At 62.4% G+C, this 11,506-nt stretch carries 12 protein-coding genes; 7 read left to right on the top strand and 5 right to left on the bottom strand.

Annotation, left to right across the window (positions count from 1 at the left end; all coding sequences use genetic code 11):
* The 5 genes from VEJ16_07360 to mltG all read left to right on the top strand — a co-directional run.
* Window positions 1-471 (top strand): ACP S-malonyltransferase (locus tag VEJ16_07360; protein HYB09472.1); only part of this gene is annotated, 471 nt, incomplete at its 5' end.
* Window positions 472-493: 22 nt separating this feature from the next.
* Entirely contained in the window at window positions 494-1,231 is a 738-nt protein-coding gene (gene fabG / locus VEJ16_07355) for a 3-oxoacyl-[acyl-carrier-protein] reductase (GenBank protein ID HYB09471.1), read from the top strand.
* Between the two features lie 172 nt (window positions 1,232-1,403).
* Window positions 1,404-1,637: an acyl carrier protein gene (locus tag VEJ16_07350; protein HYB09470.1), complete on the top strand. Its 234-nt coding sequence runs from the start codon at window positions 1,404-1,406 to the stop codon at window positions 1,635-1,637.
* Between the two features lie 74 nt (window positions 1,638-1,711).
* Entirely contained in the window at window positions 1,712-2,974 is a 1,263-nt protein-coding gene (gene fabF, locus VEJ16_07345) for a beta-ketoacyl-ACP synthase II (protein ID HYB09469.1), read from the top strand.
* Window positions 2,975-2,994: 20 nt separating this feature from the next.
* Entirely contained in the window at window positions 2,995-3,984 is a 990-nt protein-coding gene (gene mltG / locus VEJ16_07340; protein HYB09468.1) for an endolytic transglycosylase MltG, read from the top strand.
* Here the strand turns inward: mltG and VEJ16_07335 are convergent.
* Entirely contained in the window at window positions 3,981-4,778 is a 798-nt protein-coding gene (locus VEJ16_07335) for an SDR family NAD(P)-dependent oxidoreductase (protein ID HYB09467.1), read from the bottom strand. The two genes, mltG and VEJ16_07335, sit on opposite strands and share 4 nt — an antisense overlap.
* 111 nt (window positions 4,779-4,889) lie before the next feature.
* On the opposite strand from VEJ16_07335, the gene VEJ16_07330 reads away from it, so the two are divergent.
* Together VEJ16_07330 and gmk are read left to right on the top strand one after the other, a co-directional pair.
* Window positions 4,890-5,762 carry a YicC/YloC family endoribonuclease gene (locus VEJ16_07330; protein HYB09466.1) on the top strand — a complete coding sequence of 291 codons (873 nt, stop codon included), beginning with the start codon at window positions 4,890-4,892 and terminating at the stop codon, window positions 5,760-5,762.
* Window positions 5,763-5,768: 6 nt separating this feature from the next.
* The gene (gene gmk / locus VEJ16_07325; GenBank protein HYB09465.1) at window positions 5,769-6,407 is read left to right on the top strand and encodes a guanylate kinase; all 639 of its coding nucleotides are present in this window, start codon (window positions 5,769-5,771) and stop codon (window positions 6,405-6,407) included.
* Here the strand turns inward: gmk and rsmA are convergent.
* From rsmA to lptD, 4 genes are all read right to left on the bottom strand, one after another.
* Window positions 6,391-7,293: a 16S rRNA (adenine(1518)-N(6)/adenine(1519)-N(6))-dimethyltransferase RsmA gene (gene rsmA / locus VEJ16_07320; GenBank protein ID HYB09464.1), complete on the bottom strand. Its 903-nt coding sequence runs from the start codon at window positions 7,291-7,293 to the stop codon at window positions 6,391-6,393. The genes gmk and rsmA overlap by 17 nt on opposite strands.
* Window positions 7,265-8,311 (bottom strand): 4-hydroxythreonine-4-phosphate dehydrogenase PdxA, encoded by a 1,047-nt coding sequence (pdxA, locus tag VEJ16_07315; GenBank protein HYB09463.1) that lies wholly within the window; start codon window positions 8,309-8,311, stop codon window positions 7,265-7,267. Before pdxA ends, rsmA begins: the two co-directional genes overlap by 29 nt.
* On the bottom strand, window positions 8,308-9,579 hold the full coding sequence (locus VEJ16_07310) for a peptidylprolyl isomerase (protein ID HYB09462.1): 1,272 nt from the start codon (window positions 9,577-9,579) through the stop codon (window positions 8,308-8,310). Before VEJ16_07310 ends, pdxA begins: the two co-directional genes overlap by 4 nt.
* Window positions 9,580-9,750: 171 nt before the next feature.
* Window positions 9,751-11,506: LPS assembly protein LptD (gene lptD / locus VEJ16_07305; GenBank protein ID HYB09461.1), on the bottom strand; the 1,756-nt coding region annotated here is incomplete at its 5' end.

Genomic DNA, 11,506 nt, shown 5'->3' with positions numbered 1-11,506 from the left:
GACGTTTGCGCCGTCGCCAATGACAATGCGCCCGGCCAAGTCGTCGTGAGCGGCGACAAAGCGGCGGTCGAACGGGCGGCGAAGCTTGCGTCCGATGAAGGTTTGCGCGCGATGATGTTGCCGGTAAGCGCACCCTTCCATTGTTCCTTGATGAAGCCTGCGGCCGACGCAATGGCGGATGCGCTCAGCAAGGTCATGCTCGAAGCGCCCGTGGTACCCCTCATCGCGAACGTGACCGCTTCGCCCGTAAGCGACCCGCTTGCGATCCGGAATCTGCTGGTCGAGCAAGTGACGAGCCGCGTGCGCTGGCGCGAATGCGTGCTGGCCATGCAGGAGCGCGGCGTTGACCGTTTGATCGAGGTCGGCGTGGGCAAGGTGCTGACAGGCCTCACGCGCCGGATAGCACGGGAACTCGGGGCCGTTTCGGTTCACACGCCGGCCGATGTCGAGGCGTTCCTGAAAACCCTTTAGCTTCCTGTCTCGGGAGGACGTCTTGTTCGAGCTTGCAGGCAAAACCGCACTCGTCACGGGTGCTACCGGGGGCATCGGCGACGCGATCGCGAGGGCGCTTCACGCCCAGGGTGCAACCGTGTCCGTTTCGGGCACCCGGGTCGACGCACTCGAAGCGCTCAAGAGCGGGCTCCGCGACCGGACCTTTGCGTTTGCTTGCAAGCTCGACGATCCCGCGAGCATCGATGCCCTCGTCAAATCGGCCGAAAGTGCGATGGGCTCGATCGACATTCTCGTCAATAATGCGGGAATAACGCGCGACATGCTGCTCGTGCGCATGACCGATGCGGATTGGCTCAAGGTGCTCGAGATCAATCTCACGGCCACGTTCCGCCTCACGCGCGCAAGTTTGCGCGGCATGATGAAAAAGCGATGGGGACGGGTAATCAATATCGGCTCCGTCGTGGGCTCGACTGGCAATCCGGGCCAGGCGAATTACGTGGCGTCGAAGGCGGGGCTCGTCGGGTTCACGAAATCGCTTGCGGCGGAGATGGCCCCCCGGAACATCACGGCGAATTGCGTCGCCCCCGGGGTCATCGACACAGCCATGACCAAAGCCCTGACCGACAAGCAGCGCGAGGCGATCCTGAGTCGCGTGGCACTTGGCCGACTCGGAACACCGGCCGACGTGGCCGCGTCGGTCGCCTTCCTGGCTTCGGAGGAAGCCGGTTACATCACCGGTCAAACCTTGCATGTGAACGGCGGATTGGTCATGCTCTAAGGCGCATTCCGGGCCCCGGCGAGACGGCGCCAGAGTGGCTGGCCAAGCCCCCCGAAAGTGTGTTAGAGAGGCCCGCTTTCGCGCCGGAGCCGGCATTGCGAAGGACATGGCGGGGAGGGTTCATTTCCCACGGCTCCCTACGAGGCAACCGTGGACAACGAGGGTTGTAAAAATGAGTGACGTTGCGGAGCGCGTGAAGAAGATCGTCGTCGAACACCTCGGGGTCGACGAGGCCAAGGTGACGGAAGCAGCGAGCTTCATCGACGATCTGGGCGCGGATAGTCTCGACACGGTCGAGCTGGTGATGGCCTTCGAAGAGGAATTTGGGTGCGAAATCCCAGACGAAGCGGCCGAAAAGATCGTCACCGTCAAGGATGCGATCCAATTCATCGAACAGCACGGCTGAGCCCGCTCGGCACTCTCGACGGATGAGCCGGATCGCCTTCCGCACGTGCGCGACAACTTAGAGTGGGTATCCCAATGAGACGTGTGGTCGTCACCGGCCTGGGCTTGGTTACGCCGCTCGGTTGTGGCGTGAGGCCGGTGTGGGAGCGCCTGATCGACGGCCAATCGGGCATTCGGGCGATCCAGGATTTCGACGTGTCGGACATGCCCTGCAAGATCGCGGGACAAGTGCCGCGGGGCGAGACCGCCTCCGGTCTCTTCAACGCCGACGACTGGATGGCGCCAAAGGATCAGCGCAAGGTCGAGCCATTCATCGTCTACGCGATGGCCGCTGCCGTCCAAGCCGTCGAGGATTCCGGCTGGGCGCCGACCGAGGAGGAGGCGCGCGAGCGCACCGGGGTAATGATCGGCTCCGGGATCGGAGGGCTCGACGGGATCGCAAGTACGGCACTTCTCCTTCAGGAGAAGGGCCCGCGGCGGGTGAGCCCCTTCTTCATCCCATCCTGCCTCATCAATCTCGCTTCCGGCCATATTTCGATCCGCTATGGTTTCAAGGGACCCAATCATGCGGTTGTAACCGCCTGTTCGACCGGTGCTCACGCGATCGGCGATGCCTCGCGGATCATAGGACTTGAAGATGCGGACGTGATGGTTGCGGGTGGGGCCGAGGCCGCCGTGTGCCGCATCGGACTCGCGGGGTTTGCCGCGGCGCGCGCTCTCTCGACTGCTTTCAACGACAATCCGCCGGCGGCCTCTCGACCGTGGGACAAAGATCGCGACGGATTCGTGATGGGCGAAGGGGCCGGGATCGTGGTGCTCGAAGAACTTGAACACGCCAAGAAGCGCGGCGCCAAAATCTACGCCGAAGTGGTGGGATACGGCATGTCGGGCGATGCCTATCACATAACGGCCCCCGCACCGGATGGGAATGGCGGCTATCGCGCGATGCGCAACGCGATAAAGAGTGCAGAACTCGAGCCGAACCAAATCGACTATGTGAACGCACATGGGACTTCGACCCCTCTCGGCGACGAGATCGAGCTCAATGCGGTCAAGCGGCTTTTCGGCGATGCCGCGTACAAGCTGAGCATGTCGTCAACCAAATCGGCGATCGGCCACCTTCTTGGCGCCGCGGGCAGTGTGGAGGCGATTTTCTCGATCCTCGCTATGCGCGACAGCGTGGTCCCGCCCACGCGCAACCTCGACAATCCCTCGGATGGCTGCGACATCGACCTGGTGCCCCATAAGGCAAAAGAGCGTCGGGTCAGATATGCGCTCTCGAACTCCTTCGGGTTCGGTGGCACCAATGCGTCATTGGTTTTCGGCCCGGCGCCCTAAGCGCTGCCGAGAGGCATCGAATGCGTACCATGCGTTATCTGATGATTGCCTCGATCGTGCTTCTCGTGGCCGCGGTGGGTGTTTCAGCCTGGGCTTACCGTCTCTTCATCTCGGCGGGACCCCTGCAAAGTGCCGCGGCGTTCGTCATTCCCAAGGGTCTTGGCGCTGAGGGCATCGCGGCTGTCCTCTTGAAGGATGGGGTTATCCGTGACGCGCGAACCTTCTCGCTTGCGGTGGAGCTCGTCGGCGAGCGACGCGCCTTGCGTGCGGGCGAGTATCTTTTTCCGGCCAATGCAAGCATACGGGACGCGATCGATGTGCTGCTCCACGCAAAGCCGGTGGTGCGCCATTTGACGATCGCCGAGGGTCTCACGAATGTCCAGGTGATCGATTTGCTCGCGCACGCCGACGGCCTCGAGGGGACGGTCAGGGAATCCCTCAAGGAAGGCGCCCTCCTTCCGGAGACATACAATTACGCCTGGGGCGACGCGCGAGAGGACATGGTCGCGCGAATGAAGAAGGCGATGAGCGAGACGCTCGATCAGTTATGGAAGGATCGCGCGCCCGATCTTGAATTGCACAGCGAGGAGGAAGCCCTCACTCTCGCATCGATCGTCGAGAAGGAGACCGCCAAGTCGGACGAACGCCCGCACATTGCGGCGGTATTTCTCAATCGACTGCGCAATCATATGCGGCTTCAGTCGGACCCTACGGTCCTCTATGCCCTGACGGATGGGCGGGGCGCGCTCGGGCGGCCGCTCGTTCACGCCGATCTCGACGTGCAGAGTCGCTACAACACGTATCAGAACGATGGACTGCCGCCGGGGCCGATCGCCAATCCTGGCAAGGCGGCTATCGTGGCGGTCCTTCATCCCGCCGAGAGCGACGATCTTTACTTTGTCGCGGACGGTGCGGGCGGGCACGCATTCGCGCGCACCCTTCCCGAGCACAACAAGAACGTCGCCAAGCTGCGCCAGGCTCAGCAGGGCGAGAGCGGTAAATCCGATTAACTCGAAGGAGCGGCCGGCGGCTCCGTTCTTGCGGAAGCCTTCTCGGGCAGCTTCACCATCCACCGATCCGTGAGCGCGGGTGGCAGCGTCGCAAGAAGCCAAGCGGCCAAATATAGGGGCCACGGAAACGCAATTCGCGATTTGTTGCGGGCGAGTTGGCGCTTGATAATTGCCGCGGCGCGATCCGCATCCATCAGAAGCGGCATGGGAAAGTTGTTGCCGGCCGTCATGCGGCTGCGCACGAAGCCGGGACAGATTACAGAGACCTCGATCCCTTTGCCGCGCAGCCTCGTGCGAAGTGCCTCGCCATAAACGCGCACGGCCGCCTTGCTCGCGGAATAGGCCGGAGCACCCGCAAAGCCGCGGAATGCGGCGAGGGAACTCATGATCGCGATTTGGCCCCGTCGACGTCCGGCCATACATGCGATTGCAGGATGCACTGTGTTGATCGCGCCATCGAGGTTGATTGCGAAGATGAGCCGCGCCTGCGCAACGCTTTCGCCACCGCGCGCCGTTCCCGCCGAAACGCCGGCGTTCGCAATTACGAGATCGAGGGGGAGCGCTTCATTTTGGGTTGCGATCCAGCTTGCCATCGCGGCGCCGTCGGTCACGTCGATTGCGGCTACCGAGACGCGCGCACCCTTGGCGCGACAAGCCGACGCAACGGCCTCTAGCCGCGCTGCGTCGCGCCCGGAAAGGGCGATGCGCACGGTCGGGGCGGCGTAGGCGTAGGCCAACGCCTCGCCGATCCCACTGCTGCCGCCCGTTATCAGGATATGCTGCGGGTCGCGCATGGCCTCCTCTTTGCAACCGTCGATGCGCTTGTTGCGAATCCCGCCGCCAGATATAGTGGGTACTGGGTCGGTTCGTCTACAAAGGGCAGGGGTTTCTTGGCAATTTCGAGCATGACCGGATTCGCCCGCGCCGTCGGCCATGACGAGGCCACGAGCTGGACCTGGGAAGTCAAGAGCGTCAATGGCCGCTCCCTCGACATGCGCTTTCGGTTTCCGGTCGGGTATGACCGGCTTGAGGCCCAAGCGCGCGGCCTGGCGATCGGGCGCCTGAAACGCGGTTCGCTGACGGTCTCGTTGATTTTGAGCCGCGTTTCGGGGGCTGCCGGGTGGCGCATCAACCGCGATCTGATTGATGAGCTGCTCTCGCTGCACGAGGATTTTACAACTCGAATTGCGCCGGCCCCTCCGCGCCTCGACACAATCCTTACCGTCCGCGGCGTCGTCGAACAGATCGAGGACGACTCCGACGAGGCGGCGGCGGAGCGGCGGGCGGAGGCTGTCTTGGCAAGCTTGGTTGAGGCGCTCGACAACCTCATCGCGGCCCGCGAATCCGAGGGCGCACGCTTGGCCACGGTGCTCGCCGCACATCTCGACGAGATCGCGCGCTTGACGACCGCCGCGGAGTCGCTTGCGGTCCTGCGCCCCGACGCGATTAAGGCTCGCATCAAGGAACAGGTCGCAGCGCTCCTCGGCGCAGAGTCAATTCTGCCGGAAGAGCGACTCGCCCAGGAGCTTGCCCTCATCGCCGCGAAGGCCGATGTGCGCGAAGAACTTGACCGGCTGAAAGCGCACATCGCGGCTGCGCGCGAACTCCTGGTCTCGCATGAGGCGATCGGCCGGCGCCTCGATTTCCTCTGTCAAGAATTCAACCGAGAAGCCAACACACTTTGTTCGAAGGCATCCGACGTAGCCCTGACGAGGCTCGGCCTCGATCTCAAGGCGACCATCGAGCAATTCAGGGAGCAGGTTCAAAACGTCGAGTGAAAGTCGATGGAGGCAATCGAAGTAAAACGCCGCGGCCTGATGCTCGTCCTGTCGTCGCCTTCGGGTGCGGGCAAGACCACCATTTCGCGCCGCCTCATGGCGCGCGACCCGAACCTCATCATGTCGGTATCGGTGACGACACGCCCGCGCCGGCGCGGCGAAGTCTCGGGAGTCGATTACAACTTCATCGACAAGACTGCGTTCCGCGAGCTGGTCGAGCGGGGCAAGCTACTCGAGCATGCGAAAGTGTTCGACCATTATTACGGCACGCCGCGCGCACCCGTCGAAAAGGCCCTCGGCGCTGGCCTCGACGTGCTGTTCGACATCGACTGGCAAGGCACCCAGCAGCTGCGCGAGAACGCGCGCAGCGATCTCGTCAGCGTGTTCATTCTGCCGCCCAGCACCGCGGAACTGGAGCGTCGTCTCAAATCCCGCGCGCAAGACAGCGCCGAAATCGTTGCATCCCGCATGTCGAAGGCGGCTGACGAGATGAGCCATTGGCCCGAATACGACTACATCGTCACCAACGTTGCCCTGGACGATAGCGTCGCCAAGGTGGAGGCGATTCTGCAGGCCGAACGCTTGCGGCGAGAGCGGCAGATCGGCTTGGTCGATTTCGTGAATAGACTCAGGCAGGGGCGCTGAGGTTCGGCGCAGGGGGTTCTTTGAGGCGCGCATAGGCCCGCGCCAGTGCGCAAAAGCCGGCGACGTCGATCTCCTCGGCACGCCGGGTCTCCTCGATCTTGGCAAGGGCCAGCAAGGCAAACGCGTTCACGCCGAGGCTTTTGAGGCTGGAGCGAAGCATTTTGCGCCGTTGGCCGAAGGCAGCGGCGGTTACCTCCTCCAGGGCCCATTGCAATGCCGGGGCGCGCGGTGCTGGCCGTGGCGTGAGACGGACGACCGTCGAGGTTACCCTCGGGCGCGGGACGAATGCCTCCTTGGCGACATGGAAAAGCAGCGCCACGTCGCAAAGCCATTGGGTCAGCACGCTCAGCCTGCCGTAATTCTTACTGCCCGGATCGGCGGCAAGGCGATCTGCAACCTCGCGCTGGAACATGAGCGTCATCGTCTCGTAAGCCGTCGCCTGGGTGAGCCAGCGCGTCAGCAGCGGTGTCGATATATTGTAAGGCAAATTGGCAACAATCCGGCGCGGCGAAACCCCGAGTGCCGTCAGATCAATCTCAAGCGCGTCGCCCGCGATAATCTCGAGCCGTCCGGGGTAGGCGGCTCCAAGTTCGGCCAAGGCTGCAACGCACCGTTCGTCCCGCTCGATCGCGAGCACGCTGTCAGCACCGAGCTCGAGCAGCGCGCGAGTGAGCCCTCCGGGGCCCGGCCCGATTTCAATCGTCGTCCCACGGCCGAGATCGCCAGCAGCGCGCGCGATCCGGCGGGTGAGGTTCATGTCGAGGAGGAAGTGCTGACCGAGGCCCTTGCGTGCGTCGAGGGCATGGCGCGCAATGACCTCGCGCAGTGGCGGCAATCGAGGCCCGGCCGCCGGCAAGTCAGGCGAGTGCTGGCGCCGATCGCGCATTCCCTGCCGCAGCGCGGCGTGCGGCCACCTCGCCGGCGAGCTTGATCGCGGCGATCAGGCTAGCCGGATTGGCCAAGCCCTTGCCTGCGATCTCGAGGGCCGTACCGTGATCGGGTGAGGTGCGCACGAACGGCAAGCCGAGCGTCACGTTGACACCGTGGTCGAAATCGATGGTCTTGAGGGGAATCAAGGCCTGGTCGTGATACATGCAGAGTGCGGCATTGTAGCGCGCGCGCGCCCGTGGATGGAATAGCGTATCGGCAGGGAGCGGTCCAACCGCCATGATGCCCTCAGCGCTGAGCGCCTTGACCGCCGGTGCAATCGTTTGAATCTCCTCGCGGCCCAGTGCTCCGGATTCGCCGGCATGGGGATTGAGGCCCGCGACGGCGAGTACCGGTTTTGGGATCGCGAAGTCGCGCGTGAGGGCCGCTGCAGTCACGCGGCCGCAATGGACGATAGCGTCGGTCGTGAGTTCCGAGACGGCACGCGCGAGTGGCATGTGGATCGTCACCGGCACAACACGCAAGGTGGGCACCACCAGCATCATCACCGGCATCGGTACGCCGTCCACCAGTGAAGCCAAAAACTCGGTGTGCCCGGGATATCGAAATCCCGCGTCGTATAGGCTCTTCTTATGGATGGGGCTCGTTACGACGGCGCCCGCCCGCCCGCCGAGGGCAAATTCGACGGCGCGGCGAATCGAGGAGAGTATCGCCTCGCCGTTTCTCGGATCGGGTCTGCCAGCGGCGACCGGCTGGCTGAGCGGCTCCGCCATGACCGGGAGCTCACTTGCAAACGCGTCCGCAGCCTCCTCGGGCGACGCCACGGCCCGTAGCGGTGCGTTCAATCCGAGATTGCGGGCGATGCGTTCGAGCCGGTCCGGGTCGTCGATCGCGAAAAATGCGGGTAGCGCTTGTGCTTGCCGCTCGAGCCAGGCTTGTATCGTCAGCTCCCCGGAAATACCGGCCGGTTCGCCCATCGTGAGGGCGAGCGGAGCGAGCTGGTCCGCTTCGCTCATGCCCGGACGTCGACGTAGGCCGATGTGCGCAGGTCGCGCAAATAACGCCGCGTAAGCAAGTCGAGCTTCTCTTGACCGAGGCGGTTACGCACTTCGTCGACGCTTGGCAAGCTGCCCTCGGTGGAGCGCTCGCACACCATCATGACGAAGACGCCATCATTCACGAAAACCGGATCGCTCGCCTTGTTGGGCGGCAGTTTGAGGGCGATGTCACGCAGATTGGGCGAAAGATCCCTGGCGTTGACTTTTTGCGGCAACACAACGCGCGCGTCCGCCACCTGCTTTCGCAGGTCAACGAATTCCTCGCAGCTCTTTGCATTATCGGAGACTTTCTGCGCCGTCGATTTGAGCGATTCGAGGTCGGCTTGAGAAGCATTCTTCGGGGCGGGCAGGAACAGGTGCTCGAAATCCAATTCGACGTCGTCCGACGCCGCACCTGTCTGGCGGCGGTCGCGCAGGAGCAGAAGATAATAGCCGCTGACCGTCCGGACCGGCGGAGAAAGCTGGCCCACAGTCATAGAGGTCGCCACCTTTTCCAGTTCAGGATCGAGCGAGCCCTCTTGCACCCAGCCGAGATCGCCGCCCACCGCGGCGGTGGCACTTTGGGAAAATTGACGGGCGATGGCAGCGAAATTGGCGCCGCCCTTGATTTGTTCGGCGAGCCGGTCGGCCGTCCTGCGCACCTCATCGTCCTGCTGCTGATTGTCGACGCCAAGAAATATTTCCATGAGCCGGTACTGCGGTTTGCCGGCGTCCGCCTTCAGGCGGTCGAGATATTCCTGCACCTGATCGTCGCCTATCTCGACCGTCGGCCGGATTTTCTGGTTGATGATCTTGCTCCAAGCGAGTCCCGCGCGAACCTGCTCCACCAGTGCGGCGAGCGGAACGCCTTGAGACTGGAGTACATCTTGGAACTGCTTCTCGGACATGTCGTTCTGCTTGGCGATACGACCGATCGACGCGTCGATCTCGTTCGTCGAGATCGTTATGTTGAGGCGCTTGGCCTCCTGCAATTCGAGGGATTCGTCGATCAACGTGCGCAGCACGGGCGGCACGAGGCGCTGGCGGGTTTCGGCAGTGTCCTGAAGGTTCGACGAGATGGTGACGAGCCGTATCCGGCCTGCCAGGTCGTACATTGAAATGACCTGGTCGTTAACGACGGCTGCGATGCGCTGAAGCTCCTGTTGGGCCAGTGCAGGTGCAGCAACACCCATGGCGGCGATCGCCAAGAGGATGAAAAGACCAGCTTTCAGATTTCGGCCGAACAATTGGCGCGTCCAATTTGTGTTATACGATGAAACCTTATATCCCCTTGGTCGTTGCCGCGCAAATACCTCCGCACCGGCTTCCGGTCCTATCGGGACGGTGTCGGCGAAGGATTTGTCGTTTCGCCACATCCGGGTGCGGAACCGTGAGCGAATTTCGGATTCAAAGCCGCACTAGCCGCTGCCGCCGACGCGAAACTCCCCAAGGCTCTTGAAGACGATCTGGAACAGGAAGGTGTTGCCCGGAGAAATGTCGCGATTGGTCGTGAAATTGCGCGTAATCGTGCCGACAAGCGTGAAGCACTCGTCGTCATAGGTGACATTGAGGCTCTGATATCGGAATTCGCCGGACACGAGATCGCGCAGGAGGCTGCCGCCGACCGACCAGTGGTCTGCGATATGGCTGCTTCCGCCGATGGTGATCTGATCGACGGGGGTGTTGCCGCTTCCGGGCACGTTTTGGATCGTATCGATGTAATTTGTGTAGAGGTTTACCAGTGGAAAGCTCAAATGCGCGTCGATTTCATTGCGCTCGGGCGACAAATTCTCGTGATCGAGCAGGAAGCGGTAATTCAAATCGAAAAAGCTGACCGGCTTGATTTGAACGCGCCCAACGTAATCCGATAGCTTGTCCTGAAGACCCTGCACGCCATCGAAAGTCTCATCGTTATGCGTGCGATATTGCTGGCCGATGAAGACGGTCGAGCTGCCCCCCTTGTTGCCGTAGGCGCCGAGGGTTACGCCGTACACTACGCGCTCGCCTCCTTCCACCCGGTCGGTGCCTGGAAACGGGTTCAGACGGAAGAGGTTTTGGTCGTCGAATTGGAAATCCTGGCTATCCTCATTTGGAATTGCCACGCTGTTCTTGCCCTGGGGCCCGGCAATGAGCGCTACGCGCGGCTCGATGACCTCCTGGATAACGTCATCGCGCCGAACCCACGGATAGCGCCAGTCAAGCTCCGTCTGAGGGAGCGCGCGCCCGGCCTGGCTCGCCACCTGCTGGGCGGGATTGTTGGGATTGACGTTGTTGCTCGTCGAATAGCCGTCGGTCTGCAGCGAAAGCGTCCATGTGAGGCTATCGCCATAAGGTGACGTGTAGGGCAGTTGCCACTGGCTGGTTTGCGAGAGCCGTCTCGAATTGAGTCCACTCCCCCGCAAGATGTTGTAAGGCGCGAAATCAAGGGACCAGCGCTCCCCGTATTCGCCGGGCGCGCTCACGTAATTGTACTCGTAGGCCGGCGTCACGAGCGGCAGATCCTTGATTTGGACTTGCTGTCGCACATCCTGGAAGGCGTAAGCGTTCAGTCCGGTGTAGCTCCGGCCGAAAAAACCTTCGAGGTATGCGTTGTCTTGGAGGACCGCGGTCGTTGGCGTGTAGAGGATCTTGTATCGCGGGAAGAAAGTGTCATCCGTCTCGCGCACCGCATCGAAGCCAGTTCGCCAATTGTCATCGAGGTTGATGATGCCCGACCCGTCGAAATGGCCGCGAACCTGATTGCCAGGTTCGCTCTGCCCGCTCGAATTGATTGCCGGCGCAGAGGTGATACTTCCCGCCAGACTGAGTTGGCCGTCTCCCCAGCGTTGGCGATACTGTCCGTAGAAGACCTGTCCCGACTCCGTGGTGAAGATGGGCGCTATGGTGGCGTCCTTGCTATCGTCGATGACCCAGAAATAGGGTTGCTGGTACAGATAGCCGAGTTCGTTGTCATGGCCGCCGGTCGGCGTGAGGAATCCGCTGCGGCGTTTGACCGTCGGATCGGGTGCGGAAAAATACGGGGAGTATGCAACGGGTACGCCGAACATCTCGAGGGTCGCGTCCTCGAAATAGATCTCGTGTTCGTCTTCGTTATGGATGATGCGTTGACCCTTGAGTTGCCAAAGTGGGGGGCGATCGGGGTCGTCCTTGCACAATTCGCAGAGTGAGTAAACG

The organism is Alphaproteobacteria bacterium, assembly GCA_035625915.1.
Taxonomy (GTDB): domain Bacteria; phylum Pseudomonadota; class Alphaproteobacteria; order JACZXZ01; family JACZXZ01; genus DATDHA01.
The sequence above is the reverse complement of the archived record's forward strand: the minus strand, read 5'-3'. Positions and strand labels throughout refer to the sequence as shown.

Coding starts and splice junctions, on each gene's coding strand:
- VEJ16_07350 (HYB09470.1), top strand. CDS start 1,404: ATGAGTGACGTTGCGGAGCGCGTGAAGAAGATCGTCGTCGAACACCTC.
- fabF (HYB09469.1), top strand. CDS start 1,712: ATGAGACGTGTGGTCGTCACCGGCCTGGGCTTGGTTACGCCGCTCGGT.
- mltG (HYB09468.1), top strand. CDS start 2,995: ATGCGTACCATGCGTTATCTGATGATTGCCTCGATCGTGCTTCTCGTG.
- VEJ16_07335 (HYB09467.1), bottom strand. CDS start 4,778: ATGCGCGACCCGCAGCATATCCTGATAACGGGCGGCAGCAGTGGGATC.
- VEJ16_07330 (HYB09466.1), top strand. CDS start 4,890: ATGACCGGATTCGCCCGCGCCGTCGGCCATGACGAGGCCACGAGCTGG.
- gmk (HYB09465.1), top strand. CDS start 5,769: ATGGAGGCAATCGAAGTAAAACGCCGCGGCCTGATGCTCGTCCTGTCG.
- rsmA (HYB09464.1), bottom strand. CDS start 7,293: ATGCGCGATCGGCGCCAGCACTCGCCTGACTTGCCGGCGGCCGGGCCT.
- pdxA (HYB09463.1), bottom strand. CDS start 8,311: ATGAGCGAAGCGGACCAGCTCGCTCCGCTCGCCCTCACGATGGGCGAA.